15 protein-coding genes and 1 rRNA gene are annotated in these 14,936 nt (G+C 66.2%); 1 reads left to right on the top strand and 15 read right to left on the bottom strand.

The features are described 5' to 3' along the window. Position 1: 1 nt before the first annotated feature. The 3 genes from scpB to ABIA30_RS06480 are packed head-to-tail and all read right to left on the bottom strand — an operon-like array spanning position 2 to position 2,534. A complete protein-coding gene (gene scpB, locus ABIA30_RS06470) occupies positions 2–796 on the bottom strand; it encodes an SMC-Scp complex subunit ScpB (protein WP_370063151.1) in 795 nt (264 codons plus the stop codon). Continuing rightward, positions 793–1,632, bottom strand: coding sequence for a segregation/condensation protein A (locus ABIA30_RS06475; RefSeq protein WP_370063383.1), 840 nt, complete (start codon positions 1,630–1,632; stop codon positions 793–795). Before ABIA30_RS06475 ends, scpB begins: the two co-directional genes overlap by 4 nt. Positions 1,633–1,664: 32 nt before the next feature. Further along, entirely contained in the window at positions 1,665–2,534 is an 870-nt protein-coding gene (locus ABIA30_RS06480; protein WP_370063385.1) for a ParA family protein, read from the bottom strand. Between the two features lie 153 nt (positions 2,535–2,687). Here ABIA30_RS06480 and ABIA30_RS06485 point away from each other — a divergent pair, with 153 nt between their 5' ends. After that, positions 2,688–3,440: an O-methyltransferase gene (locus tag ABIA30_RS06485; protein ID WP_370063153.1), complete on the top strand. Its 753-nt coding sequence runs from the start codon at positions 2,688–2,690 to the stop codon at positions 3,438–3,440. On the opposite strand, the gene xerD is transcribed toward ABIA30_RS06485, so the two are convergent. The 12 genes from xerD to rrf form a co-directional block, all read right to left on the bottom strand. Next, entirely contained in the window at positions 3,441–4,397 is a 957-nt protein-coding gene (gene xerD, locus ABIA30_RS06490) for a site-specific tyrosine recombinase XerD (protein ID WP_370063155.1), read from the bottom strand. Next, positions 4,394–5,011, bottom strand: coding sequence for an NUDIX domain-containing protein (locus tag ABIA30_RS06495; protein WP_370063157.1), 618 nt, complete (start codon positions 5,009–5,011; stop codon positions 4,394–4,396). Before ABIA30_RS06495 ends, xerD begins: the two co-directional genes overlap by 4 nt. Further along, complete coding sequence (locus ABIA30_RS06500) at positions 5,004–6,755, bottom strand: CTP synthase (protein WP_370063159.1); 1,752 nt, start codon at positions 6,753–6,755, stop codon at positions 5,004–5,006. Before ABIA30_RS06500 ends, ABIA30_RS06495 begins: the two co-directional genes overlap by 8 nt. Positions 6,756–6,910: 155 nt before the next feature. Continuing rightward, the gene (locus ABIA30_RS06505; RefSeq protein WP_370063161.1) at positions 6,911–7,852 is read right to left on the bottom strand and encodes a copper transporter; all 942 of its coding nucleotides are present in this window, start codon (positions 7,850–7,852) and stop codon (positions 6,911–6,913) included. Positions 7,853–7,874: 22 nt separating this feature from the next. After that, positions 7,875–9,059, bottom strand: a complete 1,185-nt coding sequence (gene steA / locus ABIA30_RS06510) for a putative cytokinetic ring protein SteA (protein WP_370063163.1) — start codon at positions 9,057–9,059, stop codon at positions 7,875–7,877. 163 nt (positions 9,060–9,222) lie between these two features. Beyond that, complete coding sequence (gene recN, locus ABIA30_RS06515; RefSeq protein ID WP_370063387.1) at positions 9,223–10,980, bottom strand: DNA repair protein RecN; 1,758 nt, start codon at positions 10,978–10,980, stop codon at positions 9,223–9,225. Further along, entirely contained in the window at positions 10,980–11,903 is a 924-nt protein-coding gene (locus tag ABIA30_RS06520) for an NAD kinase (RefSeq protein WP_370063165.1), read from the bottom strand. Before ABIA30_RS06520 ends, recN begins: the two co-directional genes overlap by 1 nt. After that, entirely contained in the window at positions 11,900–12,709 is an 810-nt protein-coding gene (locus ABIA30_RS06525; RefSeq protein ID WP_370063167.1) for a TlyA family RNA methyltransferase, read from the bottom strand. The genes ABIA30_RS06520 and ABIA30_RS06525 overlap by 4 nt, the downstream gene beginning before the upstream one ends. A gap of 6 nt (positions 12,710–12,715) precedes the next feature. Next, positions 12,716–12,877 carry a hypothetical protein gene (locus ABIA30_RS06530; RefSeq protein ID WP_370063169.1) on the bottom strand — a complete coding sequence of 54 codons (162 nt, stop codon included), beginning with the start codon at positions 12,875–12,877 and terminating at the stop codon, positions 12,716–12,718. An 8-nt stretch (positions 12,878–12,885) separates the two neighbouring features. After that, a complete protein-coding gene (locus ABIA30_RS06535; protein ID WP_370063171.1) occupies positions 12,886–13,905 on the bottom strand; it encodes an HAD-IIA family hydrolase in 1,020 nt (339 codons plus the stop codon). Position 13,906: 1 nt separating this feature from the next. Next, positions 13,907–14,704: a tetratricopeptide repeat protein gene (locus ABIA30_RS06540; RefSeq protein ID WP_370063173.1), complete on the bottom strand. Its 798-nt coding sequence runs from the start codon at positions 14,702–14,704 to the stop codon at positions 13,907–13,909. Between the two features lie 140 nt (positions 14,705–14,844). Further along, a 5S ribosomal RNA gene (gene rrf / locus ABIA30_RS06545) occupies positions 14,845–14,936 on the bottom strand; the annotation flags it as partial.

A 14,936-nucleotide genomic window follows, 5' to 3' on the forward strand; every position in this document is an offset into this window, starting at 1 on the left:
GTCAGTCCCGATCTACATCGAATTTCGCCGACCCGGCCACAGCCGAAGTCGTATGTGCACCACCGAGTTTGGCGAAACGCGGTTCCTCGGAAAGCGTTTCGGCGATGTCGTCGATCACGTCGACATCCGGCAGCAGCGGCGCGATATCGGGCAGCTCGGCCAGCGAGGTCAGCCCCAATCGTTCCAAAAACAGCTCCGTGGTGGCGAAAGTTGTTGCACCACTGTCGGAATCATTACCGGCCTCGATGATCAAGCCACGCGCCGCCAGGGTTCGTATCACGGCGTCGACATTGACGCCGCGCACCGCGCTCACCCGGGCCCGGGTCACCGGCTGCCGATACGCCACCACCGCCAGCGTCTCCAACGCCGCCCGGGTCAGCTTGGACCGGGCGCCGTCCAGAATCAGACGCTCCACGTACGGCGCATACCTCGCGCGGGTGTACATCCGCCAGCCGCCGCCGGCCTCTCGCAGGTCGATACCGCTGCCCCGCTCGGCGAACTCGGACGCCATCCGGCGCAGCTTGTCGCCGACCCGATCGACCGGCTCGTCCAGCGCGGTCGACAGGGAATCCACCGAAGTTGGGGTGTCGACCACCAGTAACAGCGCCTCCAATGCCGAACCGAGCTCGTCGTCGGTGATCTCGGTATCGATCTCGCCTTCAGCACCAGTATCGAATTCGCCGGTGTCGGACTCGTCACCTTCGGCGGCCCCGGTCTCGTCGGTCACATCGGCGACAGGCTCGGCGGCCTCGTCCACGCGGGTTTCGGCGGTCATCACCGCATCGTCTTCACTCATGAGTCTTCTTCCACTGCTGCTGCCAGATGCTCGTTCGTCGGCCGCTCTCCGGTCCACGAAACTTGCAGCACTCCAAGCGGATCTAATTGCTCAAATGCTACCGCCCGAGCCCGATACAGCTCGAGCAGCGCCAGGAAACGCCCCACGATCTCAATGCCGCTCTCGCAGTCGGCCACCAAGGCGGTGAACGACGCCCACTGCCCGATCCCGCGAATCTGCAAGAGCCCCATCAGTTTCATTGCCTGCTCGGGCACCGAGACCGCCTGCACGTGCAGGTGATCCATTCGCACCGACGGCACCGGACGCGGGGTGAACGCCGCGGCTGCAATCTGCGCGAATCGATCGGCGTCCACGCCGAGCATGACCTCCGGCAGCAATTCGGTGTAACGCTCCTCCAACGCCACTGCGCGCGGATAACTACGCATCGCCGCGGCCTCGAGCTCGGCGAACATCAGAGCCACGTGTTTGAACGCCCGGTACTGCAGCAGTCGCGCGAACAGCAGGTCACGGACTTCCAGCAGGGCCAGATCGTCCTCGTCGTGCACATCACCGGATGGCAGCAGTCGCGCGGCCTTCAGATCCAGCAAGGTGGCCGCGACCACCAGGAACGCCGTGGTCTCGTCGAGCTCGAGCTGGCTGCCGATCTCTTTGGTGTAGGCGATGAATTCGTCGGTGACCTTGTGCAACGCCACCTCGGTGACGTCGAGGCGGTGCGCGAAGATCAGCTGCAGCAGCAGATCGAACGGGCCCTCGAAGTTGGTGAGCCGTACCTGAAAACCGGGCTTCTTGGGTGGACCGTCGCCCGTCGGCTCCGCTTCAACTTCAGCCGGGGCCACGGTCACTTTCTCCTCGGCCTCGGCCTCGGAGATCACGCGCCGAACCGGTCTATGACCTCGCACGCCAAGGACCGATACGCCAGGGCACCAGTGGATTTCGGCGCCCACGTGGTGATGGGTTCGCCGGCCACGCTGGTCTCCGGGAAGCGCACGGTGCGGCTGATCACGGTGTCGAACACCAGGTCGCCGAATCGCTCCACGACGCGCGCCATGACCTCGCGGGCGTTGACCGTTCGGTTGTCGTACCGGGTGATCAGGATGCCGCTGATGTCGAGCTTCGGGTTCAGCCGGTCGCGCACCTTGTCGACCGTGTCGGTGAGCAACGCCAGGCCGCGCAGCGAGAAGAACTCACATTCGGTCGGGATGATCACACCGTCGGCACAGGCCAGCCCGTTGACGGTCAACAACCCCAGCGACGGCTGGCAGTCGATCAGGACGTAGTCATAGCGGTCGAGCACGGGATAGAGCGCGCGAGCCAGAGACTGCTCTCGACCGACCTCGTTGACCAACTGAATCTCGGCGGCCGACAGATCGATATTGCTGGGCACCAGGTCCAGTCCTTTGACCCGGGTGCTGATCAGCACGTCATCGATCGACACGCGCGGCTCGATCAACAGGTTGTGCACGGTGTGCTCGAGCTCGTAGTGCGGCACCCCGAGACCGGCCGACAACGCACCCTGCGGGTCGAGGTCCACCAACAACACCCGGCGGCCGTACTCGGCGAGGCTGGCCCCCAGATTGATGGTGGACGTGGTCTTGCCGACGCCACCCTTCTGGTTGCACATCGCGACGACCTTGGCCGGACCATGCGTGGTGCGGGGCAAGGGCTCCGGGATGTGCCGCGCGGGACGCCCGGTCAGCCCGACCACCTGTTCGGCTTGCTCGCCGGCGTCCTCGGTCATGCGCCCACCGATCTCCGGGTCCGGACTCCCAACGAAGTCGGTCATGCCAGACCATCGCTGGTCAGCGGCCACATTCCGATAGCGAACATCCGGGCAAGTTTAACGGTGTCTGGACCTCCCCGACGGCAGACCCGCTGGCCTAGTGTTGCGGCAATGAGCTGGAAGCAACGGATGCCGTTCCTTCGATGGTCGATACTGCGGATGGCGGCAGGCATGCCGAACTTCCTGCGGACCGGTCAGATCGGCGACGGCCGGGAGGCCGCTGCGGCCGCGTACGTCGAATCGAACGCCCGCCGCGGCGACGTCGACGACGTGCTTAACACCGTCGATCGGTTCGCCCGGGAAGAGTCCATGCTGGTCAACGTGGGTGACGAGAAGGGCGAGCTGCTCGATACCGCCGTCCGCCGCGCCAACCCCTCACGGGTGTTGGAGCTGGGCACCTACTGCGGCTACAGCGCGTTGCGGATCGCCCGCAACGCCCCGAACGCGCACATCTTCTCCGTCGAGTTCTCCGCGGCCAACGCGGAGGTGGCACGTCGCATCTGGACTCACGCCGGCGTCGCTGACCGGATCACGTGCGTCGTGGGCACTATCGGTGACGGCGGAACCACCCTCGACGCGCTCGCAGGGCGCGGCTTCGCGGCCGGAAACCTGGACTTCGTCTTCGTCGACCACGACAAGAACGCCTACTTGACCGACCTGCAGTCCATTCTGGAACGCGGCTGGCTGCACGCGGGCGCAATCGTGGTCGCCGACAACGTCAAGGTTCCGGGCGCACCCGCGTACCGGGCCTACATGCGGGAGCAGGAAGGCCGCACCTGGCACACCGTCGAGCACAAGACGCACGTCGAGTACCAGTCGCTGCTGACCGATCTGGTACTCGAGTCCGATTTTCTCGGCGGCTAGTCACCGAGCCCGCGGGTGCGCCCCGGCCCACACCTCGCGCAGCGCGCTGACCGTCACCAGCGTGTAGATCTGCGTGGTGGTGACCGAGGCATGGCCGAGCAATTCCTGCACGACGCGCACGTCGGCGCCCCCTTCGAGCAGGTGGGTGGCAAACGAATGCCGCAGGGTGTGCGGTGACACTGCCGCGGTGATGCCGGCCCGCTCGGCCGAGTCCTGCAACACCTGCCACGCGCTCTGCCGGGACAACCGGCCACCGCGGGCATTGAGGAAGATGGCCGGCGTGCCCTTGCCGCGCAGGGCCAGCTCCTGACGGCCACGCACCAGGTAGGCCTCCAACGCACCGACCGCGGGCCGCCCGATCGGCACCAACCGCTCCTTGCCGCCCTTGCCGTGCAACAGCACCGAGCGCGACTCGACGTCGATGTCATCGAGGTCGAGTCCAACGGCCTCGGAGATCCGGGAGCCGGTGGAATACAGCAGCTCCAGCAGTGCCCGGTTGCGCAGCGTCAGCGGAGTGTCGGCATCGCTGTCGCCACCGGCGCCCTCCAGCAGCGCCAGCACGTCGTCGACGGACAGACTCTTGGGCAGCCGACGCCCGGGCGTCGGCGGCTTGACGCCGCGTGCCACATCCACTTCGGCGACACCTTCGGCCGCAGCGAACTTGTGCAGCCCTCGCACCGCGACCAATGCGCGTGCCGCTGACACCGCAGACAACGGGACCACACCGTTGTCCGGGTCGCCCTGGCGCAGGGCGACCAGGAATTCACTGACATCGGCTTCTGTGGTGGCACCCAGGTCGGCGATGCCGCGACCGGCCAGATGGCCGACGTAGCGGCGCAGGTCCCGCCGATAGGAGCTGAGCGTGTTGGCGGCCACGCCTCGCTCGATGGTCAGGTGATCCAGGTAGGCCTGGACCTGATTCTTCACATTCGAGCGAATCGCGGCAGCCGACGTCATCGTTGGTTGCCTCGCCGGGCACGCAGGGCCGTGGGCCGGTCCGGCCACGGCGCGTCCAGCTGTCGCAGTCCGGCCGGCCGGTTCGATGCCGCCAGAATGCCTGCGACCGCAAGCGAATTCACGATCTCGCCGGAGAACACCATCCGCACCGCGTCGTCGAGCGGCACCCGCTCGACCTTCAGGTCCGCCTCTTCGTCGTGGGCCTCTGGACGACCGACTTCGGTCAATCCGGTGGCGAGGAAGATGCGGACGCTCTCGTCGCTGAATCCCGGCGCCGAGTCGACGTCGATCAGCGTCTGCCAGTGCGCTGCGGCCAGGCCGACCTCTTCTTCCAGCTCCCGCGCGGCGGTCACGTGCGGTGGTTCATCACCCATGTCGAGCAGCCCGGCGGGCAGCTCCCACAGCCGCCGTCCGATCGGGTGACGGTACTGGTAGACCAGCACGATGTTGCCTTCGTCGTCGAGCGCCACCACGGCCACGGCACCGTAGTGTTCGACGACCTCGCGCCGCGCCGACTTACCGCCTGGCATCGCAACCTCATCGGCCCGCAGCGCGAAAATCTTTCCGACGTAGACGGTTTCGCTGTCCAGCGTGGCGAAATCGTGTTCAGTCACGAGATTCTTGCAGCTGCTCGGCATCGTGAGAGTCGGCGGCGTGTTGCGCCGACATCGACAGGTCCTCCAGCGGAAGCCGCTCAGCCGCCTTGTATTCCAGCGCAGCCCCCACGAACGAGGAGAACAGCGGGTGCGGCCGGGTCGGGCGGCTCTTCAACTCCGGATGGGCCTGAGTGCCCACCAGGAACGGGTGCAGGTCGGCGTCGTATTCGACGAACTCGACCAGGTGTCCGTCGGGGGATGTTCCGGAGAACTTCAACCCGCTCTTGGCGATCCGGTCCCGGTACTCGTTGTTGACCTCGTAGCGGTGCCGGTGCCGCTCAGACACCTCGGTGGCCTGGTATGCCTGCGCCACAATCGATCCCGCTTCCAACACGGCCGGGTAGGCACCCAGTCGCATGGTGCCGCCCAGGTCCGCCTCACCGGAAACCGCATCGATCTGATCGGCCATGGTGGAGATCACCGGATCCGGCGTGTGCTCATCGAACTCGGCCGAGTTGGCGCCGGTGATGCCGACCGAGCGCGCCGCCTCGATCACGATGCACTGCAGACCCAGACAGAGGCCCAGCAGCGGCAGTTTGTTCTTGCGCGCGTAGCGGATGGCGCCGACCTTGCCCTCGATCCCGCGGATACCGAACCCGCCCGGGATCAACACGCCGTGCACATCGCCGAGCGCGGCCGCCGCATTCAGTTCGTTCTCACAGTCATCGGAGGCAACCCAGCGGATCTCCACCTTGGCGTGGTGGGCGAACCCACCGGCGCGCAGCGCCTCGGCGACCGAGAGGTAAGCGTCGGACAGGTCAATGTACTTGCCTACCAGAGCAATTCGGACGGTCTCCTGCGGCTCGTGCACCCGGCGCAGCAGGTCGTCCCATTCGCGCCAGTCGACGTCGCGGAACGGCAGGCTCAGCCGGCGCACCACGAACGCGTCGAGCTCCTCGCGGTGTAGCACCTTGGGGATGTCATAGATGGACGGCGCATCGGGAGTGGAGATGACGCCGTCGATATCGACGTCACACATCAGGGCGATCTTGTTCTTCAGCGGCTCGGGCACATCCCGATCGCACCGCAGGATCAGCGCATCCGGGCTGATACCGATGCTCCGCAGGGCCGCCACCGAGTGCTGCGTCGGCTTGGTCTTGAGTTCGCCGGACGGCGCCAGGTACGGCACCAGCGACACGTGCAGGAAGAAGCAGTTGTCGCGGCCCACCTCATGGCGCACCTGACGCGCGGCCTCCAGGAACGGCAGCGACTCGATGTCACCGACGGTGCCACCGATCTCGGTGATGACGACGTCGGGCCGCTTACCTTTGGCGTCGGGCCGGGCCATCTCCAGGATCCTGGTCTTGATCTCATCGGTGATGTGCGGGATCACCTGGACGGTGTCGCCCAGGTACTCGCCCCGGCGCTCCTTGGCGATGACCTCCGAATACACCTGGCCGGTGGTCACATTCGCCGACTGGGACAGATTGCGGTCCAGGAACCGCTCGTAGTGGCCGATGTCCAGGTCGGTCTCGGCGCCGTCCTCTGTGACGAAGACCTCGCCGTGCTGGAACGGGTTCATGGTGCCCGGGTCGACGTTGAGATACGGGTCGAGTTTCTGCATCGTGACGTGCAGCCCGCGCGCGGTGAGCAACTGCCCCAGGCTGCTGGCTGTCAGGCCTTTACCCAGCGACGACGCGACGCCACCACTGACGAAAATGTGCTTGGTCTCGGTGTGCGGATGCCTGCGTAGCGATGGCAAGAACTACCTCCGTGGTACTGGGGCAGGACGGGTACAAGCTGAATTCAGCTCTGGGCCAAACCCAGGTCGGGGCCTGCCGACCCACGGAATCTCACCTTAACACCGACCCCCGTCACCTGTCGTTGGCGCGCCGGTGACCTATGCGATGCCGGCGACTATTGCGGCACCGTCACCGCCGCCGCGCCATGCCCGATGCCGTACTGCGCGGGCCGCCCACCACTTGCGAGTTGCTGCAGCGCCAGGACCGAGGTGACCCGTCCGGACTGACTGTCGATGTCGTCCACGGTGCTGACCGCACCGCCCAAGCCGGCGTCGGAGCGCACCACCGCAACGGCCGCGGTGCCCGATGCGGAGCCGTCCCGGCCCGCCAACACGGTGCCCAAGCTGTGCGGGGCCAGTCCCGCGGCGAACCGGGCGACGGTCGAGCCCCGGTTGCCCGCGTCTTCTCCGAGCGCTCCGCCGGTGACGATCACCGCGCTGTCCGCGACGCCGATGTGCTGGTTACCGATCGTGACGAACCCGGTGTCACGCAACGTGGCCAGGACGGTGTCGCGCTGATTGTCGTCGACCGGCGGAACCGCCGGGTCGCGTCCGCGCAACAGAGAAATACCGAGCAGATCGCCGGCCTGCGAGCCTTGGTCCACCAACTTCGTGCTCAGCTGCCGGCCGGCCGGCAGGACCGGCGAATTGACCACTGACAGCAGCTTTTCCGCGGCATTGGCGTCAACGAATTCATCGGTGAGGGTGATGGTGCCCGATACGGCTCCACCAGCCGCGGCAACGGTTTTCGAGACCGCATCGACGTCGTCGTTCACCGCATCGGGGGTCCGGAAGATCACCACGGCCTTGCCGGCCAACGCGTCCCGCACCATGCGCGGCGTCATCTGCGTGTCGAATGCACCTGCTGCACTGAGCTTTTCGTTCAGGCCGTTCTTGTCGTCGGTGAGCTTGTTGATCTGGTTCTGCAACTCGTGCTTGTCGTCACGCAGCCCCGAGAGCAGCGTGTTGGACAGCAGGCCAGATCCCAGCATCACCCCCACGGCTAGTGCCAAGAAGACCGCGGCAAGCGAGATCACATGCGAGCGTAGGGTAATCACGACAAAATCCCCGGTCCGTCGCCTAGCTGACCAGGTTCTGGGCCCACAGCAGGAACTGGTTCCAGTAGTTGGTAACCCATTGCAGGACGGCGGCATCGGCGCGGGACACCCACAGCGCCACGATCACCGCGACCATCACGGCGAGCACCAGCAGTGCGATGGCGCCGCCGGAGACCCGGCTGCGGTACAGCGTCGACACGGCCTTGGCGTCGACGAGCTTCTCGCCCACCTTGAGCCGCGTCATGAAGGTCGACGGGGCACTGGTCTGCCGGGACCGATCGAAGAACTCCTCGATATTGGCCCGGTGTCCGGCGGTGACGATCAACGACGCACCGTGGTGGTCGACCAACAGCAGCGCCAGATCGGTGGCCGAGCCTGCCGCCGGGAACGTCATGGCACCGATACCCAGATCCTGAATCCGCTCAAGGCCTTTGGCGTGCCCGTCGGCGTCTGCCGGCAGCACCACCTGAGCGCCCGAGCGCAGCACGTCCGAACTCATGTCTTCGGGGTCACCGACGATCAGCGCCGGGCGGTATCCGGCCTTGCGCAAGGTGTCCGCGCCGGTACCCACACCGACCAGCACGGGCTGGTACTCCTTGATGAACGGCTTGATGGCCTTGAGATCCTCGGCCGCGTCGACGTCATCGGTGACCACCACGACGTGCCGACGGTTCACGTCGACATCGATGTCCGGGATGCCCATGCCGTCGATCAGCAGCGGGCTCTCACTGCGGATGAACTCGATCGTGTTGCCGGCGAACGCTTCCAGATGTGCGACCAGTCCGCTCTTGGCGTCGTGCATCATCTCGTGGATCTGCTGGTCATTGCGTTCGGTGCCCAAGACCAGACGGCGGTCACCGGAATACACCCCGCCGTTGTGCAACCGAACCTTGGCGCCGTCCTTGATTTTCTTGAAGACGTCGGGGCCGGTCTCGTCGATCAGCGTCACACCGTTGGCCACCAGAACTTCCGGCCCCAGGTTCGGATACCGGCCGGAGATCGACGCCGACGCATTGACCACCGCGGCGACCTCGGCCTCCACCAGGGCGTCGGCCGTGATGCGGTCCAGATCCAGCGCGTCGAGCACCACGATGTCACCCGGACCGACCCGACGCAGCAGCCTGTCGATGTCGCGATCAACGCGGGCAGTTCCAGCCACGCCCGGCTTCGGTTCGGCATTTCGCGAAAGCAGCGCTGACATCTTCATGGCGCCGATTCTGTCGACCGACGGCACTTATCACGTGGAGGCGCGCCGTAACACCAGCCTCATAAGTTAAATTGCGTCACAACTGTCACACGGATGGGTAACGCCCATCGCGATTCAGACCTGTGTTGTGACGCTGGGCGAGACGACACGCCCCAAATCCCGACTACGCCTGGCGGTCGCGCCGGGCCGCTTCCAACAGCTCACGCGCATGCGCCCGACCACTGTCGGATTCGCCGAGCCCGGCCAGCATGCGGGCCAACTCCGCCACGCGGTCGTCCTCACCGAGGGTGCGCACCTCGCTGGCCTTGCTGCGCTCGCCGCTGTCGACCACCAGGTGCACGTCCGCGTAAGCCGCCACCTGAGGCAGGTGGGTCACGACGATCACCTGATGGGTTCTGGCCAGCCGAGCCAAGCGCTTGCCGATCTGCACCGCGGCGCGTCCGCCGACGCCGGCGTCCACTTCGTCGAACACCATCGTGGTGCCCTCGGCCGATGCCGACAGCACCACCTCAAGGGCCAACATCACCCGAGACAGCTCGCCCCCGGAGGCACTCTTGGCCAGCGGAAGCACATCGGATCCGCTGTGCGGGGTGAAGCCGAACTCGACCGCGTCGACGCCGTCATGGCCGGCATGCACCGCGGTGCCGTCCGCCAACTTCAGCGGAGCGGAGTCGTCGGCACGCGCCTCCAACGGCAGAACCGCGATACTGAAGCCGGCGCCACCCATTGCCAGGCCACCCAGTTCTTCGGTGACCGCCTTGGCCAACGACTTGGCCGCCTTGGCTCGCACCTTGGTCAACGCTGCCCCTGCAGTCACCACGTTGTCGTGCAGCTCGTCGACCCGCTGCTGCAACCCGGCCAACGCCTCTTCGGAAACGTCGAGCTGCGCCAGGCGCTGCCGGGCATCGGTGGCCCATTGCAACACCCCGTCGACATCCGCGGCGTATTTGCGGGTCAAGTTGCGCAATTCGGATTGCCGGGCCAGCTTTGATTCCAAAGTGCTTGCATCACTGGGTAATTCGGCAAGATAGTCACCGAGTTCTCCGGCCACGTCGCCGATCACCGCCAGCGCTTCGACCAGCCGTTCCCCCAACGCTCGCAGCGCGTTGTCATCGGTGGCCAACAGCGCCGACTTGGCCTGCGCGGCGGCATCCAGCGCCGAGCCCGCGTCGTCGGGTCCGTCGTCGAGCTGGCCGGCCAACGCGGCGCGTGCGGTCTGCGCAGCTTCGCGTAGCGCATCGAGTTCGGAAAGCCGACGAATATCACCGACCAGTGCCTCGTCTTCGCCCGCCTCTGGCGATACCGCCTCGATCTCACCGAGCCCGAACTGCAGCCGATCGGCTTCCAAGGCCAGTTCCCGCGCTCGCTGCCGACGGTCTATCAGGTCACGCCGCGCCGTCAGCCACTGCTCGCGCAACGTGCGGTACTTGGCCAACAATGACGTCACGTCGACGTACCGGTCCAGCGCCCCACGCTGCTCGTCCGGACGCATCAGCCGCAGCTGGTCGTTCTGCCCGTGCAACGCCAACAACTCCGTGGTGAAGGTCGCCAACGATTTGGCCGGGACGCTGCGCCCACCCAGATACGCCCGCGACGGCCCGTCCTTGCTCACCGAACGCGCCGCGATGACGCTACCGTCGTCATCCCGGTCGGCACCGGAAGCCTCCAGGATCCCGTCGACCCGATCAACCACCACATTGCCGAGTTCGGTTGTGGTGAAACGACCTTCGACGACGGCCCGCGGCGAACCCGACCGGACCCGGCTGGCGTCGGCGCGGGCACCGCCGAGCAGATGCAAGCCGGTGACCACCATGGTCTTGCCGGTACCGGTCTCGCCGGTCAGCACGGTCAGGCCACGTCCGAACTCGGCGGTGGCCGCACTGATGGCGCCGAGCGCCTCGATGCGAATCTCGGTCAGCATTACTGGCCGCGCCACCCTTTCACCGGCAGACGGAACTTACGTACCAGGCGGTCGGTGAACGGGGCACTGTCGAGACGCACCCATTTGAGCGAGATCCCGCAGCGCGTGACCTCCAGACGCCCTCCGGCCGGCACCACCATCTGGCGGCGGCCGTCGCAGAACACCACCGCATCGTTGCCACCCGCCTCGACCTCGACGGCGATCAAGGCAGTCGGGCTGGTCACCATAGGCCCGGCGAACAGCGCGTGCGCATTATTGGGCACCACCAGGATCGCCTCCAGGTCCGGCCACAGGATCGGGCCGCCTGCGGAGAACGCATAGGCCGTGGAACCGGTAGGGGCGGAGACCAGCACCCCGTCGCAGCCGAATGCCGACACCGGACGCCCATCGACCTCCAGCACCACGTTCAACACGCCGTATCGGGTGCTCTTCTCCAGACTGGCCTCGTTCAGCGCCCAACCGCGCTGCACGACCTGCCCTCCGACCCGCACCCCGATGTCGAGCGTCATGCGCTCCTCGACCCGATAGTCCCGGGTGATGACGCGGTCGAGCACCTGATCGATGGCTTCGGCCTCAGCTTCGGCCAGAAACCCGATGTGCCCCAGGTTCACCCCGAGGACCGGGATCTCGGCGTTGCGGGCCAACTCGGCCGCCCGAAGGAAGGTGCCGTCACCGCCGAGCACCAGCACCAGCTCGCACCCCTGGGCCGCGTACTCGTCGGCATCGACGACATCGATGTCGACACCGAGGGCACGCATATGATCCGGAGCCAGGTGCGATGGTCCGCGATCGACCGCCTCGGCGGCCAGCACTCGCAGCCCAATACCGTTGTCGCTCAATACTTTTTCCACCCGACGGGCGGTGTCGGTGGCTTCGTCGCGGCCGGTGTGGATGACCAGCAGCACGGTGCGCTCGCGGGTCACTGTGGCCCCTCGGCTACCGCACGCTGCACCGCCGCGATCAACTCTTCGCCGACCAGCGGCCGATCCGTCGATGCCCGCAGGTGCAGAAAGTATTCGACGTTTCCAGACGGTCCCGGCAGCGGGCTGGCGGTCACGTTCACGGCCTGCCAATTCAGTTCGGCGGCTCGATTGGCCACGGTCAGCACGGCGTCGGCGCGCAACGCCGGATCAGAGACGACGCCACCAGCGCCGACCCGCTCCTTGCCCACTTCGAACTGCGGCTTCACCATGGGAACGATATCGGCTTGCTGTGACGCGCAGGCGGTCAGTGCCGGTAGCACCGTCGACAACGAGATAAATGACAGATCCGCCACCACCAGGTCGACCGGACCGTCGATGTCGTCTGCGGTGAGCTCCCGCACGTTGGTGCGCTCCAGGACGACCACTCGCTCATCGGAGCGCAACGACCACGCCAGCTGGCCGTATCCCACGTCTGCCGCGACGATCTGCCGGGCACCGCGGTCCAGCAGGACCTCGGTGAACCCTCCGGTTGACGCGCCGGCATCCAGGCAGCGCAGTCCATCGGGCGACACCCCGAATGCGTCCAGGGCACCGATCAGTTTGTGTGCACCGCGGGATACCCAAGTACGTTCCGCCGACCCGGTGACAATCAGATTGGACGCGGTCGACACCGCGGTCGACGGTTTGGAAGCCCGCATGCCGTCGATGGTCACCCGCCCGGCATCGATCAGCTCGGCGGCCTGTTGGCGGGAGCGTGCGAGCCCGCGCCGGACGAGTTCAGCGTCTACACGTGCGCGTCGCGTCACGTGAGCTCAGCCCTTCTCGACCGATTCCAGCGCACGCACCAGCAGGTTGTGTGCCTGATCCAGACCTGCGGCGATAGCGTCCATGTCGATCCCCTCGGCCTCGACGTCAGGCAGGTGGGACATCAGCACTGCGATGTCGTTGCGAATCTGATCGGGATCGGTACTCATAGCGATAGTCACGCTAGCCGATCTCCGCCGTCGAGCAGCGACCAGCGAGCCAGCGCGTCCGATGCCGCCGCATCACCGGCCGCGATCACCACCGGTCGCTCCTCCGGCAGCGACCACACGGCCGCGGCAGTGGCGCGCACGACCGATAACGGGTCATCGCTGGGGGTGATGCCGGAATGCACCGTCACGGTGTCGCCATCGATCTCGATCCGCCACGCAGAGTGTGGCCCGATCCGAAGATCTGCCGCGGGCTCGGTCAGCGAGCGCAGATCAGCAGCCAGGTAGTCGGGGCGTTCGGCGGAACACGCATGGACCATGTCCGCGGCTGTGCTGACTCCGGTCAAGACCATCAGGCTCGGCAGCTCGGCCGCCGCGGCCCCTGCGATATCGGTATCCAAGCGGTCACCCACCACCAGCGGAGCCATGAATGTGCCCCGCGCCAGCGCGTCATTCATCAGCGTGGGTTGCGGTTTGCCTGCGACCTGCGGCACCTGTTCGGTGGCGGTCTGCAGCGCCGCGACCATCGAACCGTTGCCGGGCAGCAGTCCGCGCTCGGACGGCAGCGTCTTGTCGACATTCGCCGCAATCCACAGACCGCCGGCGCGAATCGTCAACGCAGCCTCTGCCAGCTCGGACCAGCCTGTCTCCGGTGAGTGGCCCTGGACCACTGCAACCGGCCCTTCGTCGAACAGACGCACCGGCCGTAGCCCGGCATTGCCGACCTCGGCTGCCAGAGCCTCGGTGCCGATGATCAAAACCTTTGCACCCGAGGGCAATTGTTCGGCCAGTAACCGAGCCGCGCTCTGCGCGCTGGTCACAACGTCGTCAGCGACGGCCGCGAATCCGAGATCGTTCAAATGCTTCGCGACGTCCGCCGGGGCCCGCGACGCATTGTTGGTGACATACAGCTTGCGCGCTGTCACCTGGCTCAGCGCCTCAACAGCACCCTCGGTCGGCTCGTGACCGCGGAACACCGTGCCATCGAGATCCAGCAGCAGGCAGTCATGCCGCTGCGCGAGGCTGGTCACCTCAGTCCAGCTCGGTCACGCGGTCTTCGGCGTCGGTGACGCCTTCCACATCGGCAGCTGCCGCATGCAGGAACCACCGCACCGCGTCGTCGCGACGACCGAGGGCCAACAGAACATCGGCGTAAACGTAGAAGAGTCGGGCCGCGGTTTCGCCGGTCCTGGCGGGATCCAGCGGCGGAGTCGAAAGCAGAGCCAATGCCTGCTCGGTCTGGCCCAGATCGCAACGAGCGCCGGCCACGACGATCCGAAGTTCATCGGCATCGTCGCCGGTGAGCTGCTCGGCTTCGGGGCTGCGGGCCAGCTCGATGGCGCGTTCGGGCCGACCGACACCGCGTTCGCAATCGGCGATCAACGGCAGCAACGGGGATTTGCTCCCCATCCGCCGAGCGGCACGCAGTTCAGACAACGCCTGTGCCCAGTCGCCGCAGTGATATGCCGCAATACCGACGGCTTCCCGAACCGCAGCGATGCGACTGGCCCGGCTACGGGCGGCACGCGCATGTTCGAGGGCAGCTTCGGGGTCTTCATCGAGCAGATCCCCGGCCACCACCAGGTGCTTGGCCACATAGTCGGCGGTGGCCTTGTCCAGCGTGGTCAGTTCCCGACGTACCTCGGGCGCAAGCTGTTTGGCCTCGACGTCATCAGGCAACCGTGGACCGACACGCTGCGGCTCCGCAGAATCGGAGTTGGACCGAGGCGGTACGCGCGGACGGGTCGGCGGGCCGCCCTGTCGGCGCGGTCGGTGATCGTTCCGGGGACTCTGACGACGATCTTCGCCGCCTTGTCTGTCTTGGACCACGCTTGCCTTCCTGCACCTGTGAGCTCGCCAAGCAAAGGATACGGCGCAATTACACAATCCGCGAGAATGGCTTGAATTTCATTCTTCGCGCTGAATATAGAATTACCCCCCACAAATTGTGGGGGGTAATTCTAATGTGTGTTCGGCGGTGTCCTACTCTTCCACCCGATAGGGTAGTACCATCGGCGCTGGCAGGCTTAGCTTCCGGGTTCGGGATGGGTCCGGGCGTTTC

This window comes from Mycobacterium sp. MAA66, assembly GCF_041261665.1.
Lineage (GTDB): Bacteria > Actinomycetota > Actinomycetes > Mycobacteriales > Mycobacteriaceae > Mycobacterium.

Bases quoted from the DNA above. Each gene is read 5' to 3' on its own strand.
- xerD (WP_370063155.1), bottom strand. From the start codon at position 4,397: ATGACGTCGGCTGCCGCGATTCGCTCGAATGTGAAGAATCAGGTCCAG.
- steA (WP_370063163.1), bottom strand. From the start codon at position 9,059: ATGAAGATGTCAGCGCTGCTTTCGCGAAATGCCGAACCGAAGCCGGGC.
- ABIA30_RS06485 (WP_370063153.1), top strand. From the start codon at position 2,688: ATGAGCTGGAAGCAACGGATGCCGTTCCTTCGATGGTCGATACTGCGG.
- ABIA30_RS06530 (WP_370063169.1), bottom strand. From the start codon at position 12,877: ATGAGTACCGATCCCGATCAGATTCGCAACGACATCGCAGTGCTGATG.
- ABIA30_RS06480 (WP_370063385.1), bottom strand. From the start codon at position 2,534: ATGACCGAGGACGCCGGCGAGCAAGCCGAACAGGTGGTCGGGCTGACC.
- scpB (WP_370063151.1), bottom strand. From the start codon at position 796: ATGAGTGAAGACGATGCGGTGATGACCGCCGAAACCCGCGTGGACGAG.
- recN (WP_370063387.1), bottom strand. From the start codon at position 10,980: ATGCTGACCGAGATTCGCATCGAGGCGCTCGGCGCCATCAGTGCGGCC.